The following is a 21,208-nucleotide window of genomic DNA, read 5'->3' as shown; positions in this document are numbered from 1 at the left end:
TCATCCTCTTGGTCTCTCTCATTCTTCCTCTACGAGAATATCAGCACAGCGAACAATCAACTCAGGCATATTCTCTCCATCAAATAGAACATGAAGCTCATATCCGTTATCGATCCGATACAGCTCTTGATACAGCCAGTAACTGCCTACAATTCCACCGTCTTGCTTAAGGATTTCCGGCGCAACGAGCGTGAGTTTATTTATATTGGTGAAGCCCCCACGGGTGTCAAAACGAATGACCACTTCATCCCCTGTGAGCAGTTCCGTCAGTGTACAATCATGATATTGAACCCGGCTATGTATTTCATCGGAAATATCCTGTGCGATCATCACTTCTCTAAATTCTTTCGATATGCGTTCCATTTCTCTTCTATTTTCTGCACTCTGTTTCTTCAGCTGGTGCATAACTTCTCTCGTGCAATAACCCAACGTAAAGACACGGATATCCGCAATTTGTTCAACGATTTCCTGTGGCAAATTCTCCGCCTTGTATTGAAAATTCCACTCCATCGATTCTTTGTACTCTTCCTTACATTTCTTCTCATCAAACGGAGGACGTACATCATATTCTGCAATGAGTTTCTCGATATGCGCTCTTTGTTCCGGCGGCAAGTGAAATACGATCTGGTCTTCTTCTGTCACTTCTTCCTCATCGAAAGCTTTGTCTACGCGAGTAAGTACTTGACCATCATGCTCCAGCATGAAACGTGGGTCCAAGTTATATAACTCTCGCTCCTGTTTCAAATGCGCTTTTTCCTTTCTTTTATACAGCCTCAAAAATAGATTCTCATCTGACTCGTAAGCTCCATTATGTACTCTTAAACCAAAATGAAGATGTGTCTGCTGACAAAGCTCATACCATTCTTTCGTTAGATATCTCATGGGCATCTCTCCTGGTAATTTTTAGAAGTCTTTTTTTTCATCGCTACTCCTCGAAAATCTTCAGCCTTAACGACTCCTTATACTCAACAGACGTACTGGTCTACCCCAAGGTTTGAAACAATTTGTGTTTTATTTCTTTGTCGTTTCGCGCCGCCCATTCATGAACAGCTTCTACGCCTGCGGACTCCTGACCTCGTTGAAAATAAAAACATAGATCCATCGGAACTAACCGTTTACCATAGAGTTTGATGCCAATCCGTCTGTAATTCATATAAATACACTCAATCTGAGATGCATCATATCTCTGAAGTTTCATAGAAATCACATGATCGCTTTCCAGCGTAATACTGGGTTTAGTGAAAAACAAACGCCAGAGCAGAAAAACGATATAACCGAGAATAAAGGTCAATATAACGATCAGGAAGTACTTAAGAATACCATTTTCATCGTAAATTACATTTCTGAAAAACATAGCTTCAATGACCAACATACATAATAGGCTCAACCATGCTCTTGGATAAATCGTCTTGTATGTGATGAGTTCCACCTCCTAATTATTCTCTTCATTAATCCTAAGCCACTCGGAAGGGGCTTTTCTGGCAAAATGCTTTTCAACAAAATCCAAAATGTTATCAATCCCAGGTAATGCCGCATTTTCTTTAGCTTCGTCAAACGTCATCCATTGGTACTCGGTATGTTCATGATTTAAACGGACAGGCTGGCTTTCATCCACATATCCTACGAATACGGGAGCGGTATAGATATAATCCTCCATGGGTGAATAATATTGTTCGAATTGATTGGCAGAATACAACCGGACTTCCGTAATACCTGTTTCCTCATGAACTTCTCTGAGTGCAGCTTCCCATGCCTTCTCGCCCTTTTCTATCCCGCCGCCAACATAACACCACTCGTTATGCAACATACGACCAGCCCGTTTCAGCATTAGTACACGGTATTGATCGAGGCTTTTCTTCAACAGAACTACAGCCACGCCTTTACAACGAATAGGGACTGCCTGTTTCACGTGCTCCGCACCATTCAATTTCTTGCCCCCTTCTCTTCAGAATCGAAGTCCTCCAAAACTTTAAACTTATCCCCGTGGATTTTATCCAGATGCTCTTCTCCCCAATAACATAGATGATCCAGGGCAGGCTTGAGTCCCCAGCCATAGTCCGTTAACTCATATTCCACTTTGGGAGGTACCTCTGAATATACCTTGCGCTGTACGATCTCATCCTTTTCAAGTCCTCTCAGCTGTGTTGTCAGCATCTTCTGCGTAATGTCCGGTATTAACCGTCGGAGTTCCGACGTGCGTTTCCGTCCTGTCATCAAATGATAAATAATCAAAGGCTTCCACTTCCCACCCATTACTTCCAAGGCCGCTTCCACGCCTACTTTATATTTTTTTGGAGCACTCGTTTCTCCATGTTCTGTCATTTTTGAACCCCTCCATAATTAGACTGTATCCCAAGTGAAAATATAAACTTTTTGCTGCTCTTCTTTCTATTATTTAAGCCCATTTCGAGGCATCCATTTAGGGTACTTTGATGTTCCTATAGCACTTCATTCTTCTTATAGAACATCAAAGTGCGTACTTCCAGATGTTTTCATACCTGTTTATAATAGCATCAGCCACTGATTTATGGCTACAAGACTGCAATTCAGAAAGGTAGTGAAAGATAAGATGAACGTACTCGTTGTAGTGTCCCACCCCAGAAAAGACTCCTTGACCTTTCAGGTAGCTCAACGTTTTGCACAGGGTCTTACCGATGCTGGTCACGGTTATGAGATATTGGATTTGCATGGGATTGGCTTCGACCCAATTCTCCGAGAGATGGATGAACCAGACTATACCCAAGAAAATCAGGTATTCTCGCCTGAGGTTGAAACCGAAATGAAGCGATTGAAGAAACACGATGCTGTGGCTTTTGTGTTTCCTCTCTGGTGGTGGCATCTGCCAGCCATGTTGAAAGGTTATGTAGATCGTGTCATGAACAACGGATTTGCCTATGGCGCGAACAAGCTCCCTCATCAGCAGATATTGTGGATCGCTCTTTCGGGTGTGACGGAAGAACAGGTGCAGAAGCGCAACTATGGTCAATCGATCGCCAACCTGCTCAATGTGGGGATTGCCGATTACTGCGGCGTGTCCCAATCGAGGGTTGAGTTTTTATATGAAACATTGGAATCCAAGCCTGAGCACTATGAAGTACTGCTGAACCATGCACATCACTTGGGACTGAACTATGCCAACGATATTCCGACTCCATGATGGTATGAGAAAAAAGGTATGACCCGACTATGAATTCTGAAGTTTGTGGTACGTTCAATATCGAATCACAACGCTTGAACACGCAAGCAGGGTCGCTCCGTAGAGCGACCCTGCTTGCGTGTCTTGCATTATTTTACTGTCGAGAGAAGAAACTTCTCCAGCATAGTGATATCAGTGATGCTATGGTTGCAAGCTGTGTTATCCATGCATACGTACTGGGCAATGGAAGAAAAGTTATCTGGCGAATGAGCCTTGGTCTTCACATTGAAGAATCCGAGCTCCTGATGACGATGACAGAACATGCAGTACCCTTTTTTGTTCGTGGGTGTAATCCGTCCCTCGATACCGAGGAATCTGCCTTCATACGGGTACACGATGAACAAACGGCTCGTCGCAATGTCAGTCCATCTCAGATAGGTAGTACGTGCGTAATCGATGGATTCGAGATCGGGCACTTTAAGCTTCTTCGCTTTAGGAAAAAGCTTCAGAATCTGCTTCGCTGATACTTGCGGATATGGAATCAGATATGATTCCAGCCCGTTCAGATACGTCTGCAATTCATGTGTCGTCTCATACGTGGATAACTGCTCCAACAGTTGCTTCTGCTCCGGAGTGAGTTCATCGAAGATGCTCACCGCATTTGTGCCGACTGTATAACGGACGGTTTCCAATACTTTTGGATCCACAACCGAGCGTAGCGTTTTGAGCAGGAAATCAGCTTGTTTTTGAATATAATTGAATTGATGATTCTGAATAAATGGTGTTTGCATGGCGTTCAGCCCCTTATTTTTATTGGAAGAACAAATAAGGTGCAAAGCCTGTGGGATGAAACGTTATGTTAATGTAGATTCCAGGGCAACAATCTCATTTTTGTCGCGCCCTACACAAAGTCCGCCCCTATTCAGGCTTTGCGTAAGGCTTTCTAGCGAACGAGCAATCCGGCATTATCCATATTGCCACGTCATAACCCCCAATACGATAGATATATCGAAATTATAGCAGGGGCAGCATACTATAGGCAACGGGCTTCGTTCCAATTTCCAATTATTAAAAATATACTTTTATCTTAGATTTATAGATGATATAGTTTAAAGTTTTCTAGATCTACATTGAATTTGCCTTCTATAAGTATGTCCAGTCCTAATAAACCGTTAATATTATGATATTTAAATGAAGTGAAATCTATTGGAATATCCCTTAAAACAAAATCTCCCACCTGTATTCCCTCGACACGCTTACTAAAAGCATGTTCCTTACCGCCAATTCCGTAACTTGTTATAATCTCATCCTCTACCCCAACTAGAATGCCAATATCGTCTACTTCATCCTGTGAAATCAAGGTATGACTTGCTCCCGTATCAATAACTATGTTATTGATCCTTTTTCTATTTCCGTTAAAAAGGATTGTTAGTTCAGTGAATAACAGTCCCTCTCTATATTCAATTTTCATTTACAATTTTCTCCTTAAACCTACATTCTTCCGTACCTTAACAATGACTTGATCTTTGGAAGTATGATAGACCAAGGTATTATCCCGGCTATTCAGTAATTCTTGGGTTGCTTTTTCATCGCTTACAGGACCGATCACAGCGACCTCATTTATAACTTCTTGATTCTCCGTCTCTTCAGAATGAAGAACTTCAAACTTCACAAATTGATTTGGGAAAATTTGTTGAACCTCTTGCCATTTCATAGTCATTCCTCCTATCGTTTGATGATATTATACCACTTAGTAAACATACACTAATCATTGAAGTTTCACTTTACGTCTCTTAAATATATTGTTAAGAGATCTTAATTAATATTCAGTTTAGCACCAAAACAAATTCATTATGTCACGATTCTATGTGATCCTACTCGAAATGCTCTCATATTCATCTTTATATGTGATTTTAAGATACAATTCAATAAAACATTCTCTTATAGGAAAAACAACTCTCCATATCTCGTTATCTGACCGAGGCTTGAATTCAAAAAGGTTGTTTAATACCCCTTTAGTCATTAGTGAAAAGTAGAATAATAACCAATTCAACGTAGATAAAGTATTTTTAGAGGCTTTTGATGCTTTTCCTCCGACGCCTATTTGTAACTGATCATTATTAAAATCAAACGCATAAGAACCTAAGATACTTGTATACGCCGACGAATGGACCACACTAGAAAATTCCTTATAAATTGATGTTCTAATTTTATTTATCTCACTAACAATTTCTTCAGGCAAGCCAATTCTTTTTTCAATTTTCTTAAGTTCTACTTGCATCCTCTTTTTAGCAAATAATCTATACCATATAGAATCAGCGTCTTCATCATTCATTCCGTTGCGGTAATTATCGAAATGCTCTTTACTTGAAAACACAATGATAAAGATAAAAATAGTTTCAGCTAATACTCTAATTAACGCTCTTGCTGAAGTGTCCAACCCCAGCTCTACTAGTCTAATAATAGCTAATACATGGTTACTAATGGTTGTAATCATACTTTGGTAGAGGGAGCTCGGGGTCATATTCTCAAACGTTACGTCTGAAAAATCATCTAGCATTGGATTTTTATGATCTTCCTGATTTACAGCTAAACTAAAATAAGTTGTATATGTCAATCCAACGAGAGCAAGCGTTAACTCTTCATTTAAATGTTTATGGACCTCTTTAAAGTTCTCTTTATTCATGGAATAAATATAATTTATGGTGTTGATTATTTCTTTTTCTTTAATTAATCTCCTCTTATTTGAATCAAATTCTAATACTTGCTGATTGAATTTGCGAATGAATTCCTTAATGAAGCGTTGTGCACTTTTATCAAGTTTCGGATTGATGGGAAGTCACTCCTTTTTTACATTATATTCCAATTTAGATGCCATATGATCTGGCGACATAAACCAGAAAGTTCAATTCAAAATCACTTGATACATATACAGACCAGAAATCTGAATTTGAAATCAGGACCCGTTCCCCGCTATTTGACTGCACTTGAAAAACTTGCTTTGAAAATAAGATCATAGGTATTGGTATATGAGTTATAAAATTCAAGTGCCTGTTTTCTCTTTTCGTAAAATGACTTTAGTTTTTTCTTATCTTTGGTTCCCACATAAGCCATTAACTCTTGAATTGCTTTTTGATATTCTTCAACACTTTGTCTGGCAGATCCAAAATCAAACGAGTTGTAATCCTGCACAGGAGTAAAAACTTCAGGCCGGATTACTGCATTGGACCGAGCTTCCTCCATGTACTCTTGTAAATTCGAGGAATCTACCGGGTCCTCCAGCATCACTTTGCCCAAAATATTGACTATTTCCTGATCAATCTTGTTGAATCGAGTTGTAAAAACTTGATTCATAACATGCATCTCCATTAAATTTCGGGTATATCGAAAATAGCTGTTAATCAGATTAAGCTTGGAATTCTTATACTCTACCGCAAATCTTGCATCACGAAGAACACTGGCCGGGATATAAACATGATTGTCAATTATTTGGACTTCTGTCCCTGCTCTGGTCTTTAGTTCTTTTCCATTCAAAACTATACTTATCTTCTGTGATGCGTCTGTCGCTGCAAAAGCAAGAGAAGCACTTACTAACGACAAAACCAAGGTAACGATTATCATTTTTTTCACTTCGTACACACCCTCTGATATGAATAATAAAGATAACTTTCAATCAGCTATCATCGTACCATTTTATTCAAATAAAGGTAATACACTACATATATGCAACGTTCTTTTTCCACACACAAAAAAGAAGCCACCTCCCTGGCCTTCCCCAGTTCAGTGACTCCTTTTTCACATCCCTATCCTAACCCCTACATTCAACTACTCCTTCACAGCACCAACTACGATCCCCGTTACAAAGTACCTTTGCAGGAATGGATACACAAGCAGGATCGGCAGTGCGCTGATAAAGATCTGCGAAGCCCGAATGGTCCGTTGGGACAGGTTCTTCACCGCTTCTGGATCAAGCTTCGACATATCGGCCTGCACGATGATCGTCTGCATGAATGTCGCGAGTGGAAGTTTTTCCGCATCACGGATGTAGATAATCCCGTCAAAGTACGCGTTCCAATGCCCAACCATCATGAAGAGGGAAACCGTTGCAATAACGGGGACCGAGACAGGCAGATAGATTTTGATAAACGTTTTAAAGTGCCCTGCGCCATCGATAAATGCCGCTTCTTCCAGATCCTTCGGAACGGTACGGAAGAAATTCAGCAACAGAATGATGTTAAACACCGCAACCAATCCCGGCAGGATCAAGGCCAGCAATGTGTTCATCAGTCCCAGCTTCAGAATCAGGATATACCCCGGAATGAGGCCACCGCTGAACAGCATCGTGATGACAAAATACCACAGATAGATGTTACGTGCGCGGAACACCCGCGTCTCTTTGGAGAGTGCATAGGCTGCAAGCGTATTAACAATTAACGCAAGTCCTGTACCGAGTACCGTCCGCTCCACAGATACCCACAAGGAGGAGAGGAAGTTGGTATTGGCAAATGTCTTCGCATACGCCTCCAGTGTAAACCCGATCGGCCAGAACGTGACGAGACCAGCATTCGCAGGTGCAGATGCGCTAAGAGATACCATAAGTAAGTGATACAAAGGCAGCAAGCAGAGCAGGGAAAGCAGGGTCAGTAACACATTGTTGAATATGCTGAATATGCGGTAAGGCATCGTTTTATGATACATTCGTTCGTCCTCCTTTCTAGAAAATTCGGTATCCGGCGAATCGGTAAGCCAGTCGGTACGAGATCACAATCAGGATCAGGCTAATGACCGATTTGAACAGATTCACGGCGGTAGCGAAACTGAACTGTCCACTTAACAGACCTTCTCTATACACAAACGTATCGATAATATCACCTTGTTGGTAAATCAACGGACTATATAAGTTAAATATCTGGTCAAAGTTGGCGTTAAGCACATTACCCAGTGCCAGCGTTGCGATTACGATCCCAATGGGAATCAGTGCCGGGATGGTAATATACATCGTTTGCTTCCAGCGTCCTGCTCCATCCACTTCAGCTGCTTCATAAAGTGCAGGGTTAATGCCGGACAGTGCCGCGAGGAAGATAATTGTGTTGAAACCAAACTCTTTCCAGACATCACTCGCAATAATCGTGAATCGGAACCAGCTGCCATCCCCCAGGAAGAAGATCGGCTTGATACCAAATACGGAAACCAAGAACTGATTGACAATACCCGTCTGGGCCAAAATGTCGATCAGGATGCCTGACAACGTAACCCAAGACAGAAAGTGAGGAAGATACACGAGTGTTTGAATCGTTCTCTTCAGTGCCATCTTCCGTACCTCGTTGAGCAATAAGGCAAAGATAAACGGAATGATCAGATTCATGACGATCTTCGTACAGGCAAAAAATAGCGTGTTCCACGTAATTTGCAGGAAATAATCATTTTCCCACATGTACCTAAAGTGCTTCAGTCCTACCCATTCGGAATTGAAAAATCCAAGTGCAGGTTTATAATCCTGAAATGCCATCAAAATCCCGGACATCGGAATGTATGAAAATATAAAGACCATAATGGCCGCCGGCAACACCATGAAGTGCAGAATCCATGGCTGTTTGTAGCGTTTTTTTCTCTTTTGTTCCAGCTTGTTCCCAACGTTTGCCTGCGGGACCCGCTTACCCTCCAATTTAGCCTCCATAGCACTGCTCCTGTTCCCAAAAAAAGTTTTTGTGTGTGATGGGGTTCTCTGATATAAATAGTATCAAGCCATACTGAGGTCTGCTATATAACATTGTTAGGCTTGATAGTGTTTTGTTAGGGCCATCCTAGGAAGAAGTTGTTTACACACGAATTAGAAGGAGACTTTTTATGCATATATGGAAGCGCTTCATGTTTTTTCAAGGTAAGACCCGATCCCGATTCAGTCTGTTTGCCAAAATAAACTTATTAATTGTGGTCTTGTTCATCCCCATTCTAATCATGTACACCTACTCGAATAACGTCACCTATGATGTCGTCAGCAAAGAACTGCAGATATCCAATACGAAACAACTTACGTTTTTGTCCAGTCAGATCGACTCCCGCATCAACCAGATGATGGATTTCAGCCTGATTCTCTCCCGAGATCCCAATGTCAGAGCATTCAACGGCCTCAATATGTGGGATGATCGGTATGACCGGATGCAGACCCGTTATGTGATACAAGAGAAGATGATGCTGCAAACCGGCGTTACGGATATATGGCCTACTCGATATGCAGTGCATTCACAGCAGAATAAGGATGTCATCGCCAACTACAATCGAACCACAGGATATGATGAAGCGTATTTGAAAAAAAATATGAGCGGACAATGGACCTATGGGGATCAGGGTGCGGAATCAAAAGACAAGCTGCAATCCTTCTATTGGTTCTATACCGATTCCTTGGCACAGCCGGGGATGCTCACGGGAAGTAATCTGGTGATTGAAGCCAGCTTCAGTTACGAGAACATTCAAAATATGCTGGATACGTATAAAGCGGGCGGACAAGGCGATCCTTTCTTGTATCACAAAGGAAATTCACCCATTCTCAATCGCAGCGCGGACAAGCAATTATCCGCAGAACTCATTCAGTATCTGGATACACACTCTCCAGAAGATACCACCCAAGATGTCGTGAAGCTGAACGGGAAAAAATATCTGGTTAGCTCGGTGAAGTCCACTTATCTGGATTGGCATCTGGTGGACGTGATCCCGCTGTATCAGATTTTGAAACCCATCTCGCTGAGTCAGAATCTGTTCTACACCTGTATGATTTTGCTGCTGGTGGTGGGCATCTCTGCGTCTATCCTGCTGTACCGGAATGTGCAATATCCGATCAAAAAGCTGATCAAAGGCTTACGCCGCGTAGAGCAAGGGGATTATTCTGTCAGACTGCATAGCAAAAACCAGAATGAGTTCTCATTCCTGTTCCGCCGATTCAACGATATGTCCCATCAGATTCAAGATCTGATCGAGAATGTATTCCATGAGAAAATTAGAGCCAGGGAAGCTACGCTTAAGCAATTACAAGCGCAGATCAATCCGCATTTCCTATATAATTGTCTAGGTTATATCATCAACATGGCCCAGATGAAGGACGAGCAAGCCGTGGTCTCCATGGCGCATAATCTTAGTGCCTACTACCGCTATACCACCCGTATGGAAAAAGAGACATCTTCGCTTCAGGAAGAGATCAAGCTGCTGATCAACTATCTGGATATCCAGAAGCTGCGCAATGGTCGAATTGAGTATCATATCGATATTCCTGAGGACATGCTCTCCCAGTCGGTACCTCGATTAATGCTTCAGCCGATGGTCGAGAATTCCGTGATACACGGCGTGGCGAAGTCCTATTCTTCCGGGGAGATTCGAATTACCGGGGAGCGCTTGAATGGTTTTGGCAGGATATACATCGACGACGATGGACCAGGCTTAAGCCCGGAACAGTACGAGGCATTGAACCTGAAGATGCAGGAACCTTTACAGGAAGAAATGGGCTGCGGCCTTTGGAATACGCACCAACGAATCACGCACCTGTTCGGCAGTCATTCCTACCTCCTATTCGGCCCATCCCCACTAGGCGGATTCCGAACCGAAATCATCTGGGAGATACCAAAAGAGGACACAGATTCCGATAAAGGTAATACCGATACGAATTTAAGTTAATACAAACAATAAATTGACGATTTAATTTTGAACAAGATCACTTACACGATAACGCAGAGGGCAGAAAAAACCTGAAGAAGCAAAGCGTTCGCCTTTATCACCAGATTTACACATTATAAAATTCATTCAATAAATCTGGGGATAACAGCGATCGGAAGGTTGTTCTGTCATCGGAGTGGCAAGTGTACAGATGTCTGCGTTCAACCACCAAGGAGACAATATAACCATGCAAATGATGATCGTAGACGATGAAGCACACTGGGTCGATAACCTGTCCATGACCAAGCCCTGGCATACGCTGGGCATCGAACATGTGCATAAAGCATACTCGGCACACGAAGCACTACAAATGATCGACACCCACCCCATCGATATCGTGATCTCGGACATCCAGATGCCTGAAATGACGGGCATTGAACTAATTGAACGCATCCGCATCCGGGACAAAAAAATAAAATGTATTCTGTTATCCGGGTATTCCGAATTTGATTACGCCAAAAAAGCCATTCAGTTCGAGGCCGTGGACTATCTGCTCAAGCCCCCAACTGACGATGAATTAATGGGGGCCGTTCAGAAGGCCATCGATCAATTGAACAACGAATGGGAACTGGTCAGTTCACTGACACGAACGCAGTTTACGTTGCGAGAGAATCTCCCCCATTTGCGGGGACGACTGCTCCTAGGGGCTTTGCAGGGACAACGAATCGCCGCTGCGGAATGGGATCGGAAGCTAGCCAATTACGCTCTGCCCTTTCATACCGGGGATGCCGCATTAATGTTGGTTCGTTTGGAAGAAGAATTCGGACACTATGACAGCAATGATCAGACCCTGATCGAATATGCGATCATCAATATGGCGGAAGAGATTATGGGTGAGTTTATGGAAGTGTGGGGCGTGAAGGAGGAGCACGGATATCTGGTGTTTTTACTTCAGTTGAAAGAACGGAAAGGCGATATTGGCAAAGAAACCATGCTGGAGAAGCTGTCCATTCAGCTTCAATCCAAAGTAAAACAATTTCTGAAAGGCTCCCTCTCCATCGTTATCACTGAGTGGTTCACCTTTCCGGATCAGCTCTACGATCGCTTCCGTCAGGCTTCCGCCTATTTCCGGCAGATCGTTGGCGATGAACGCGAATTTGTCATGCGTGTCAGCGATGTCGAGACACCTGCGGCACAAGGTCCCTTGGACGTGCTGTACACCCCGCCTACCTTTATTAGTTTACTAGAAAGCGGACAGTGGGATGCAGCGGAAGAGAAAATACGCGCGGTCTGCGCTGAACTGGATGAGAAATGGTCGGAATCATGGGAGCACTGTATGGAGGCAGGTTTTCTTATTACGGCTTCATTCACCAATATTGCCCACCGGAACAAGCTGACTCTGACCACTTTAATGGGAAACGATGTCGAGGATTTGCAAAGTGGGGAAGTTTTCGCTACCATCAGCAAACTTCGGAAATGGTCGCTCAGTGTGCTTGGCAAACTCAAGGAAGGCACGTCCAACGAGATCAAGGACATCCGTTCCGAGTATGTGAAGAAGATTCAGGATTTTACAGATAAGAACCTGCATCTGGATGTGTCTTTGCGTGTGCTCGCTGACCATGTCAATCTGCACCCGACCCATTTGTCCAAAATCTATAAGATCGAAACGGGCGAAGGCATCAGTGATTATATCTCGCGCCTACGTATGGATCGGGCCTGTCACAAGCTGGTCACGACCACCAAAAAAGTGTACGAAATCAGCATGGAGATTGGCTATATGGACCCGGCTTATTTTATCAAAGTGTTCAAACGCCAATTCGGCGTTACGCCTCAGGAATACCGAGACCAGCATAAATAACATGACTGAAAACCGATCTTTTTGCACATTCACTAATAGAGTCCTATCAAAACTAAAAAACTCATATAGATGCCCTCCCGCCCAAATTGGTACAGTTACACTGTAAAGATCATACACCGTAGGGGGATTGAACAATGATCAAATTAAAAACATGGTGGTCACTGCTCATGGTTATCGCGCTCATCACGATCACTGCGTGCGGCAGTGGCGAGACAGGCAGTGACAATGGTAATAATACGCCGGGAACTGTCGGCTCAGCTGAAGCAGAAGCTGCTTTTGCTAAAGGAAAATATGACCCACCCATCGAGTTCAGTTCGGTATTGATGCCGAAGAAATACGTGCAAGGAGATACCAAAGAAAATAACGTGCACGATCGCTGGATGCTCGAAACGCTGGGTATGAAGCACAAAGATACTTGGTATCCGGCCAATGACGATCAATACAGACAAAAGCTGCAACTGGCTATCGCCTCTGGCGAGAAGCTGCCTGATTTCGTAACGGTACCCACCAATGCGGTACTGACTAATCAGCTGATCGACTCCGGTCAATTCATCGCCATCGATGAGTTGTTCGACAAGTACGCGAGTCAGACCCTGAAAGATCACGCAGCAGCACATCCTGAACTGTGGTATCCGTTCACCAAGGACGGCAAGAAATACAATATGCCGATCATGGAGTACACCGATAACGACGATACACTGCTCTGGCTCCGCGAGGACTGGATGGAGAAGCTGAAACTGGAAGCTCCGAAAACTATTGCAGACCTTGAGAACATCATGGACAAATTCAAAAACGAGAACCCGGACGGTCTGTCTCCAGACAAAGTATTCCCGCTGGCAATCTCGCTGAAAAATAACACCAACACCTGGATGGGTCAACTCGACTGGTTGTTCGGTGCATACGGCACAATCGAGGAGCAATGGAACAAAGACGCAAACGGCAACCTTGAGTACGGCTCCGTTAACCCGGGTGCCAAACAAGCCCTTGCCAAGCTGGCGGAATGGATGGATAAAGGTTATATCCACGCTGACTCCGCTCTGTGGGACGAAGGCAAATCCGCTGAAAGCTGGACAGCTGGCAAAGCGGGCATTCTGCCTGGCGCAAACTGGGTACCGGACTGGCCTGCACCCGACCTGCTGAAGAACGTACCTGGATCAAAGTATAAAGCTTACCCTGTTCCAGCTGGCCCTGACGGCAAGATCGGTACGAAGTGGCAGAACTCTGGTGTCAACGCAAGTATCATGATTAACAAGGATGCGAAGCATCCAGAAGCCATCTTCCTGTATTACAACTACATGCTGGATAACCTAGCTAACCCGGCTGCGGGCAGTGAGTATGAATACGGCTTCGCCAAAGGGTATGACTGGGATATCATTGACGGACAACCGACCAGTGACAAAGAGAAGATCAAAGACTTCTCCAACGAATTCCCTTTCCTGACCGGCCCAGCACGTATCCCGGATCTGTACATGAAAACACTTGTGAAGCTGGCCAACGGCGAGAAGCCTGAAACACCTTACGAGAAACAAATGGCCGAATTCCGTAAACCGGAAAACTGGTATGCTGGTAAAGTTGTTATGTCCCAGATCGACATCCGTAAACAAAACTACTTCACTGGCGCTGCAACACCAACCATGGTATCCAAATGGAACCTGCTCCGCCAGTCCGAGATGGAAACCTTCAACAAAATCATCTACGGCAATTTGCCAATTGATGCCTTTGACCAATTCGTCGCCAACTGGAAATCCAATGGCGGAGATCAGATCACGCAAGAAGTGAATGAATGGTTTAAATCGGTAAGCGCGAAGTAAGAATTTTATGTTGTAAAAAGTAGATCATTAAACCCCGAGCCGAAGCGAGTTAATCACGCTTCGGCTCGGGGTTTTAAGTGTAGATCAGGGTCGCTTCCCCTCTGTAATTCAAATAATATCCATTGTGCTACTTAAAATACTTTTCACTTACATCGTTATATAAGGCAGAATAATGTTCATCTTTTTCGGCAATATCCAGATCACTAGTGGATTGAATACTCATATTACTTTGACTTTCCGGGTAAACATATTTACCCTGATGGTTGCCGATGATCTCATATGAACCTGAAGGTTCCTCTGGACTTTGATATAAAAACAATAGATAGTTTTTACCCGACGTTAAAGGTTGATACAATTCATTTGGATATTTTACATATGCACCTGCCACATCTCTCCACTTGGCATAGTATTCAACTACGTTTAGTTCCTCCCCCTCCTTCACTGCACCCTTGTATACTTTCTTCACTTTTATATTTGAAAATGTACGTGTGTCCAATGGATACTTATCCTTTTGATCTAATTCAACGATTGAATTCGTTTCCTCTTCCCAATCAGCCTCCACAATTACAGTAGCTAATGATTCTATCTCAGAAAGAGCGTAATTGTGGTAATCTGCATCTGGACGTATTTCTTGTGCATTTAAATGCTTATATCCAAAAAAAATGCTAACCCCCATCACAGCTATAACTCCTGCCATTATCCACTTTTTCATGTCAGCACCTCCAAAGTTTAATTTCCATATTTCTCTTTTATATTTGACTTATCATAGGTCTGTACAGTTTTCATTTCCCAAATAAAACAATCACGATTAAATACTTCAAAATACAGGAACTTTAACAGAATCCGTACCCATAATTCGGTTTCCATTTTTCTCTTCTGATCCGACCTCAATACCAATTTTTAATGACTCAGAGGGGGACATACCCTTTTGATCTGGACTTAACTCGATCACAATCGTTCCAGTGCCTCCGCCATTTGCTATGTAATTTCGTTCTCTCCCAATCTCAATCATCGTTCGCCATGAAGAGTCATTAGAAGAATTCATCCAGGTGGATACATACTCAGCAGGCTTTAACTTCGATTGATGTTCAGGATAACTGCTGGTGATACTTGAGACACTCCATTGATCAGGGATATAAAATGCAACACCACCCCAGTCAGTGGGGTCAATCTCTACATGTGCTACTATCTTGATATGATCAATATGCTCCTTCTCACCCTCAACGAATATCGACCCTTCTGTCATAGTCTTTAAATTCGTTGATTTAGCATCCAGATCAAAGTTTTTGACGTGAATGATATTGCCATTAACCACTGGCTCATTGGCTTCATTTATATTGGTATTCAAAAAAAGTAGAACAAACACAATCGCAATAAACATAAAAAGCAAGATTAAGTATTTAGATCTTTTTTTCATAATAACCATACCTCGCTTCTACTCTTGTTTCTTTAAGCTTAACACATCATTAACGCCCTCCTTTCCTTAATTTAGAATTTGGAAAAATAGAGTATCAAAACCGGAGCCGAAGCGATAGATTCACGCTTCGGCTCCGGTTTATAAGTTAAGGTCGAGGTAGCTTCCCCTGACTTATGGGTTCGCCTTAGTGGAGGATCAAGCCTCTGTATCGGTCTCCTCTGGCATCGACTGACCCAGCAAGGATACTGTGAGCTGAATGCCATCTCGTAGTCCCTGCATATACAACCGCTCATTTTCTATGCCTTTGCTGACAATATAACGATTCTCCCACTCGATATATTCAGGTGTCTGCTCGACATCCTTACCTGCAAACAAAACTTCAAACGCTTCGTCTGTTCCCCCACGTACTCGACTCAGTTCAGGATCATGTTCGATCTGGGCAGTCACCTCATTCAGTCTTACTTGAATCGCTCGTTGCATCCAGCGTGGAAAATCCATTGCTTCTCCTCCCCTAAGCATTATGTACCGTACTCATCATCGTGCAACTCGGCTATGCTTCGCCCTCATTTCACTAACTCGTGCCACCAGTTCATCCACCCTTTGGCTCTGTTCCTGAACCTCGGGATTGTCCCACAACGGAATCGCTTGCTTCAAGGATGCCTCACCTAGCTGATTAAGTTTGCGCCGTTCCTCTTCCAATAAGTCAAGCAACCGGCTCATACATCCACCTCTCTGATGGGTCTAAACTGCGCCATGTCTTGTTAATGCTAGACGGAGCAGTCATTTTTAATGCGATTATCGGTTTATTTCATTTTAATGCGATTTCCGCATTAAAACAACCATTATTTCTCATACAATTTGGATGAAATGAGGGGGGAACATAATGAAGCATAGACGAGAACCACCTGGCGACAAAAATATTATTGGCTCCAGAGTGGTAGCTATCCGAAAAAGTAAAGGAATCAAACAACGAGAATTCCTCGCCAGATTGCAAACATTGGGCTTGGATATCAGTCAGACCAGTCTTTCTCGTTTGGAGGGTCAATATCGTCTCGTTCAAGATTATGAAGTGGTGATGATTGCGAGGGCTTTGGAAGTTTCTGTGGGGTATTTGCTTGGGGAAGTTGGGGAGTAAAGAACATCATTTAATTTTTTCATTACTCCCACCAAGCAACAATTTCCTTCTTCTGGGTAGATGGTGAACCGTACAAAATAATAATCAAAACAATTATTTTAAAACTTGGCCTTGCAATAGACAAACCTTAGAGAAGGTAATAATGATTTGCTTTTATTCTGCTCCATAATTTTCTTCATTTTCAACCACTCTTGTCAATGGTATTCCCAATGTATTTATAAGTTTAATTAGATACACATTGTTAATTCTTAATCTCCATTGAATTAATCTTATCCATTGGTATAGTAACAATATTTTTGTTTCTATCAATACCAGTGGCTAGTTCTTTATTAATATCATAGATCAACATATCGTAGGTTCCTTTTTCAGTTTCTATATGCATTGTTCTTACTTTTTTTCCATCTATGAAGCTGGCTATCTTGTTAGCTTGTGTTAATTGACCAAGCCAGTAAACATGTGTACATAAAGAAATTATTAGAAAAATAGAAGAGGTAAACAGGATTAGTCTTCGCTGGCCTCTTCTATATGATTTAGCACAAAGAAAAATATAGATGAATAATGAGAAGTAAATAAAAAAGTAAATCAATAAATGTAGTTCGTTTAAATGATCACTTAAGTAGTTTTTAGTCATTTGATAAAAAAATAGTGTAATTCCGTGAAACCAGAAAGAAGCTAACACAATGTAAAATCCTTTTTTAAATGGGGAATTAAATTTGTTAATGAAAAAACGTACTACTGGGAATGCTAAACAAATAAATGGCAGTAACAATCCAAGTGAAATAAATAAACCTTTATAAAGATATACTTCAAAATTAAAAGGATACAAAGGGAATGCTAGATCCGACATTAATGTATCTCCATTTATTGCACTGAAACTACCTTGAAGACAAAGAAAACCAATAACATATATTATTGCTGGTACAAGAAAATAAATTTCCTTATATTTTAAAATGTAACTCAGCATACTATTATTATTTGTCATATTGTAACCTCCATAATAATTTAATTGACGTTTATAAATAACACTTAAACAGACTAGACATAATTCAGTGTTCTCACGTATGTAATTTCGCCTAACATAAATATTCACGACCCAACGTCTGTCGCTTATAAGGCGAACGCCGGACCCAGGACGAATGTCCTCAGCCCAAATATTATGTTATGTGATTTTTTTGTCCTCATTGAATGGCTTATAAAAACATTTAATTAGTTTTATGTCGAATCTTGTAAACATATCTTCTTACTCGTTTCCCCATTAATGTTCACACCAAGATTTTTTTTCATCATTTCCTATTCTATCCTTCTTTGTATTAACTTCTGGATGATCTAGGGCCAAACGGCCCGCAGCGTGAATATTTTGTTATCCGAAGTATTCAACTTCTCGATTAATCTACAGAACTTTATTTATTATTAGCTCTAATAACTAACAGAGCTTCTCTCAAATTATCTGCAACATCTCTTCTATTGAGCAATTCATAACTATCTCTATCTAAAAGCAACTCATAATCTAATGCGCCACAAAGCATATTAATTCGCCCATAGCCGGGGGCCATTGGAATAGCATTGCTCTTGCCCGGTGCCGCGTGTTTTGCCATATTCATTCTATATAATTCAACCAACCGATATACTGGTTCTAATTGAATCCAGCAATGTTCAACTTCATCCCTAAAAGACAGTTCATCTCGATATTTCTCCAATTGTCTCCTTCGAGCATGTGATGTTATATTCATTTCATCTTCATTATCAGCAAGTGATTTTAGTTTTAAATCTATCCCACCGTTTTTGAATAGTTTAGAAAAATCATACTTTCGTTCCCGCCACATACGTAGAACTTCATATAATGCGAAAATCCACATTTGAGAGAATGCTCCTACAGTCATTGCTTCATAAGATGGTGTTCTCTCTTTCTCAAAATACGTTTTTAATAAGTCAGACTCGAATTGAGTAATGTTAGGGTCAATAATACCAATATTCATTGCCTGCATTCCAAGAAATAAATCATCTCTATAGAATGGGAGAGACCTAAGATCATTTGCTATTATTGAAAAGTCAATATCGTCAATTGGCAAATAATCTCCACCATGCCTTATAATTACTTCTTTCATTAAAAAACCTCCTTTATGCTTTATCTTGTCTATTTTAGATTTATCGAGTATTTCGGATAACGTTCCCGTATTCACGACCCGACGCATGTCGGGTGTTCGGCGAATGCCGGACCAAGAGCGAATGCTCGCAGCGTGAATATTATGTTAGGTGAAGTTCGAATCTTTCTAATTAATCTGGAAGGTAGAATTCTTGGGCCAATTCAATATCTTCCGTCCATCTACTACTAAAATTCTTCTGTCTACTTCTTTCATAAGCTGTATTACCAAGGAGCGCTTTTGTTTTCATTAGGTTTTTAAAACTTACATTTTCGTTTCTAGTCTGATTATCTCTCCAACCAAGAAAATACACTTTATCATTCTCTTCTACGTTTTTTCGAAAGCAACCAACTTCATTCGACTTTGGTTGGTTACTCAGCACTACCTTTTGAGGGATTTTTTTGTTGAATTCCTCAAAAAAATAATTCAGTTTAAACGAGCTATTCGGATCGTACTTAAGATTTAGCATCGCCATTAACCTTGTATGTATATCTTTAGGAAGAAATGTATCTATACTAAATCCAGGTTTTACTTTAACTTCGAAATAAAAATTCACCGCCTTTACTCCAAATACCAGAAGATAAGGATTCTCATCAATAAAGAAAAATACATCAAATGATACATTATTGAATGTAAATTGAATCTTGTACCGTTCTATCTTACTGTTCTTCATTCCTATATAAAGATTTTTCAGTCTATCTAATTTCATTTAATATTCATTCCCTTATTTGAATTTCGCCTAACGTTCCTGTATTCACGACCCAGCATATGCTGGTGTCCGGCGTATGCCGGACCAAGGACGAATATCCGCAACGTGAATATCATGTTATGTGAAGTATTCTTTCTTCATTGAACTACATTGCACTATTTTTTGATCACAATGGAATTATAGAATTTCTCAAAACTATTATCTTTTTTGATTAAGTCATCAATTTTAATGGAATCAACAATACCTTTGATATATTGTTCAACAGTTTGATTGGATCGCTGAGCATTTCGCTGCATATAGTCTGATATTCTATCTGGTAATTCATTAAATATCCAAGTCTCAATATAAGGATCTGTAATAATAATGTTGTTAGGTTTTAAATGTGCCTTTTCTATAAAGAAATTCATAGTTTTATCTATTTCACCATCTGAATCAACAATAACTAAGATATCTGCATCAGAATCTACCTGTGACCTTACTGAATTAATAACTTTAGGCATTACATATTTTCCCATGGCGACAACTATAGTTACTCGTTTAATAGGTTTATCTTTTATAATTTTTTTCATAAGTCCTAACAATATCTCTCTATCCCTATTGCCTTCGCATATTAATATTATGTCGGTATTAATCTTATTTATCTGATTTTCACTCACAATACTTCCGGAAATAGATTGATAACTTAATACTTGAGGTAGAGTAGGCTCTATCGTTTCCTTTAAATCATTTTGTATACTTACTGAGTTATACGGGAAGAAAACTATACCTTCCTCAGCAGCCTGTCTCAATTTAGTAGTTAGTACCTTTCTAAATCCATACTCTTCTTTTACACAAACTTCAAAGTCCTCTTTATCAAATAAAATAACATTTAAAGTTTTCCCTAGACTCAGTGCGTCAACAGCATCCTTGCTATATCCTGATAATGAAATGAAAATACCTATAGTTCCTAAAAGCTTCCCATCTACTTTCCCCTTAAATTGATATATAGATGATGCAGGAAGTTCTACACTATGCCACTTTAGTTCAAGCAAATATACCTTATCCCCTAACAGAAAGGAACCATCGATTTCTTCTCCTTCAGGTCTATATCGCATTCTAGGTTCAAGCTTTTCTAAATCTAGAAGTTTCTGAACAAGAACTTCTAGTTCTCTTCCTCTTTGTCTATACCAATTTCCATCAGCATCTTTTGGTGGGGCTGCTAATTTTTCATATTGATCTATGATTTCTCTTTTCATTTCTTCCTCCTTGTTTATAAGAATTTTTCACATAACGTTCCTATATTCATTACGTCCGACTAAGTCGGATGTGTCTGCTGAAATTCCTCCTCGAAATTCTTCCAGCAGACTTAGGCTCCAAC

The 21,208-nt window shown here is 41.1% G+C and carries 24 protein-coding genes; 5 read left to right on the top strand and 19 right to left on the bottom strand.

All coding sequences use genetic code 11. The features are described from left to right. Window positions 1-18 precede the first annotated feature (18 nt). The 4 genes from BS614_RS11830 to BS614_RS11815 form a co-directional block, all read right to left on the bottom strand. Window positions 19-882: a DUF4085 family protein gene (locus BS614_RS11830; protein ID WP_074094135.1), complete on the bottom strand. Its 864-nt coding sequence runs from the start codon at window positions 880-882 to the stop codon at window positions 19-21. 100 nt (window positions 883-982) lie between these two features. Then, window positions 983-1,372, bottom strand: a complete 390-nt coding sequence (locus tag BS614_RS11825) for a hypothetical protein (RefSeq protein ID WP_157116074.1) — start codon at window positions 1,370-1,372, stop codon at window positions 983-985. Between the two features lie 60 nt (window positions 1,373-1,432). Then, complete coding sequence (locus tag BS614_RS11820; protein WP_084174496.1) at window positions 1,433-1,927, bottom strand: NUDIX hydrolase; 495 nt, start codon at window positions 1,925-1,927, stop codon at window positions 1,433-1,435. Continuing rightward, window positions 1,924-2,322: a winged helix-turn-helix transcriptional regulator gene (locus BS614_RS11815; RefSeq protein WP_074094132.1), complete on the bottom strand. Its 399-nt coding sequence runs from the start codon at window positions 2,320-2,322 to the stop codon at window positions 1,924-1,926. Before BS614_RS11815 ends, BS614_RS11820 begins: the two co-directional genes overlap by 4 nt. 247 nt (window positions 2,323-2,569) lie before the next feature. Between BS614_RS11815 and BS614_RS11810 the strand changes: the two genes are divergently transcribed. Continuing rightward, on the top strand, window positions 2,570-3,157 hold the full coding sequence (locus tag BS614_RS11810; protein ID WP_074094130.1) for an NAD(P)H oxidoreductase: 588 nt from the start codon (window positions 2,570-2,572) through the stop codon (window positions 3,155-3,157). A 128-nt stretch (window positions 3,158-3,285) separates the two neighbouring features. Here BS614_RS11810 and BS614_RS11805 read toward each other — a convergent pair whose 3' ends face one another. The 7 genes from BS614_RS11805 to BS614_RS11775 all read right to left on the bottom strand — a co-directional run bounded on the left by BS614_RS11805 (window position 3,286) and on the right by BS614_RS11775 (window position 8,708). Then, window positions 3,286-3,927, bottom strand: coding sequence for a FusB/FusC family EF-G-binding protein (locus tag BS614_RS11805; protein WP_074094128.1), 642 nt, complete (start codon window positions 3,925-3,927; stop codon window positions 3,286-3,288). Between the two features lie 302 nt (window positions 3,928-4,229). Further along, window positions 4,230-4,607 carry a retropepsin-like aspartic protease gene (locus BS614_RS11800; protein WP_074094126.1) on the bottom strand — a complete coding sequence of 126 codons (378 nt, stop codon included), beginning with the start codon at window positions 4,605-4,607 and terminating at the stop codon, window positions 4,230-4,232. Continuing rightward, the gene (locus BS614_RS11795) at window positions 4,608-4,850 is read right to left on the bottom strand and encodes a hypothetical protein (protein ID WP_074094125.1); all 243 of its coding nucleotides are present in this window, start codon (window positions 4,848-4,850) and stop codon (window positions 4,608-4,610) included. A gap of 150 nt (window positions 4,851-5,000) precedes the next feature. Continuing rightward, window positions 5,001-5,822 carry a hypothetical protein gene (locus BS614_RS11790; RefSeq protein WP_074094123.1) on the bottom strand — a complete coding sequence of 274 codons (822 nt, stop codon included), beginning with the start codon at window positions 5,820-5,822 and terminating at the stop codon, window positions 5,001-5,003. A 287-nt stretch (window positions 5,823-6,109) separates the two neighbouring features. Continuing rightward, on the bottom strand, window positions 6,110-6,766 hold the full coding sequence (locus BS614_RS11785) for a hypothetical protein (protein ID WP_074094122.1): 657 nt from the start codon (window positions 6,764-6,766) through the stop codon (window positions 6,110-6,112). Between the two features lie 195 nt (window positions 6,767-6,961). Continuing rightward, entirely contained in the window at window positions 6,962-7,834 is an 873-nt protein-coding gene (locus tag BS614_RS11780) for a carbohydrate ABC transporter permease (RefSeq protein WP_074094120.1), read from the bottom strand. A gap of 16 nt (window positions 7,835-7,850) precedes the next feature. Continuing rightward, a complete protein-coding gene (locus BS614_RS11775; RefSeq protein ID WP_175623691.1) occupies window positions 7,851-8,708 on the bottom strand; it encodes an ABC transporter permease in 858 nt (285 codons plus the stop codon). A gap of 275 nt (window positions 8,709-8,983) precedes the next feature. Here BS614_RS11775 and BS614_RS11770 point away from each other — a divergent pair, with 275 nt between their 5' ends. From BS614_RS11770 to BS614_RS11760, 3 genes are all read left to right on the top strand, one after another. After that, window positions 8,984-10,801 (top strand): sensor histidine kinase, encoded by a 1,818-nt coding sequence (locus BS614_RS11770; RefSeq protein WP_074094119.1) that lies wholly within the window; start codon window positions 8,984-8,986, stop codon window positions 10,799-10,801. 226 nt (window positions 10,802-11,027) lie between these two features. Further along, on the top strand, window positions 11,028-12,638 hold the full coding sequence (locus BS614_RS11765) for a response regulator transcription factor (protein WP_074094118.1): 1,611 nt from the start codon (window positions 11,028-11,030) through the stop codon (window positions 12,636-12,638). Window positions 12,639-12,772: 134 nt separating this feature from the next. Then, entirely contained in the window at window positions 12,773-14,449 is a 1,677-nt protein-coding gene (locus BS614_RS11760) for a type 2 periplasmic-binding domain-containing protein (RefSeq protein WP_074094116.1), read from the top strand. A 127-nt stretch (window positions 14,450-14,576) separates the two neighbouring features. On the opposite strand, the gene BS614_RS11755 is transcribed toward BS614_RS11760, so the two are convergent. The 4 genes from BS614_RS11755 to BS614_RS11740 form a co-directional block, all read right to left on the bottom strand. Continuing rightward, window positions 14,577-15,161, bottom strand: a complete 585-nt coding sequence (locus tag BS614_RS11755; RefSeq protein WP_074094115.1) for a hypothetical protein — start codon at window positions 15,159-15,161, stop codon at window positions 14,577-14,579. A 105-nt stretch (window positions 15,162-15,266) separates the two neighbouring features. Beyond that, the gene (locus BS614_RS11750; protein WP_157116073.1) at window positions 15,267-15,866 is read right to left on the bottom strand and encodes a hypothetical protein; all 600 of its coding nucleotides are present in this window, start codon (window positions 15,864-15,866) and stop codon (window positions 15,267-15,269) included. Window positions 15,867-16,061: 195 nt separating this feature from the next. Continuing rightward, on the bottom strand, window positions 16,062-16,364 hold the full coding sequence (locus BS614_RS11745; protein WP_074094112.1) for a hypothetical protein: 303 nt from the start codon (window positions 16,362-16,364) through the stop codon (window positions 16,062-16,064). A gap of 36 nt (window positions 16,365-16,400) precedes the next feature. After that, complete coding sequence (locus BS614_RS11740; protein WP_074094110.1) at window positions 16,401-16,586, bottom strand: hypothetical protein; 186 nt, start codon at window positions 16,584-16,586, stop codon at window positions 16,401-16,403. Window positions 16,587-16,749: 163 nt separating this feature from the next. On the opposite strand from BS614_RS11740, the gene BS614_RS11735 reads away from it, so the two are divergent. Further along, window positions 16,750-17,001: a helix-turn-helix domain-containing protein gene (locus tag BS614_RS11735; protein WP_074094109.1), complete on the top strand. Its 252-nt coding sequence runs from the start codon at window positions 16,750-16,752 to the stop codon at window positions 16,999-17,001. A gap of 241 nt (window positions 17,002-17,242) precedes the next feature. Here BS614_RS11735 and BS614_RS11730 read toward each other — a convergent pair whose 3' ends face one another. The 4 genes from BS614_RS11730 to BS614_RS11715 all read right to left on the bottom strand — a co-directional run bounded on the left by BS614_RS11730 (window position 17,243) and on the right by BS614_RS11715 (window position 21,086). Further along, entirely contained in the window at window positions 17,243-17,983 is a 741-nt protein-coding gene (locus BS614_RS11730) for a hypothetical protein (protein WP_074094108.1), read from the bottom strand. Between the two features lie 418 nt (window positions 17,984-18,401). Continuing rightward, complete coding sequence (locus BS614_RS11725) at window positions 18,402-19,106, bottom strand: hypothetical protein (RefSeq protein ID WP_074094106.1); 705 nt, start codon at window positions 19,104-19,106, stop codon at window positions 18,402-18,404. A gap of 169 nt (window positions 19,107-19,275) precedes the next feature. Further along, window positions 19,276-19,851 (bottom strand): DUF6037 family protein, encoded by a 576-nt coding sequence (locus tag BS614_RS11720; RefSeq protein ID WP_074094105.1) that lies wholly within the window; start codon window positions 19,849-19,851, stop codon window positions 19,276-19,278. A gap of 155 nt (window positions 19,852-20,006) precedes the next feature. Beyond that, the gene (locus tag BS614_RS11715) at window positions 20,007-21,086 is read right to left on the bottom strand and encodes a hypothetical protein (protein WP_074094104.1); all 1,080 of its coding nucleotides are present in this window, start codon (window positions 21,084-21,086) and stop codon (window positions 20,007-20,009) included. Between the last annotated feature and the right edge of the window lie 122 nt (window positions 21,087-21,208).

The sequence above is a fragment of the Paenibacillus xylanexedens genome (genome assembly GCF_001908275.1).
Classification (GTDB): domain Bacteria; phylum Bacillota; class Bacilli; order Paenibacillales; family Paenibacillaceae; genus Paenibacillus; species Paenibacillus xylanexedens_A.
Note: the sequence above shows the minus strand (reverse complement) of the source record. Positions and strands in the feature narration are given on the sequence as shown.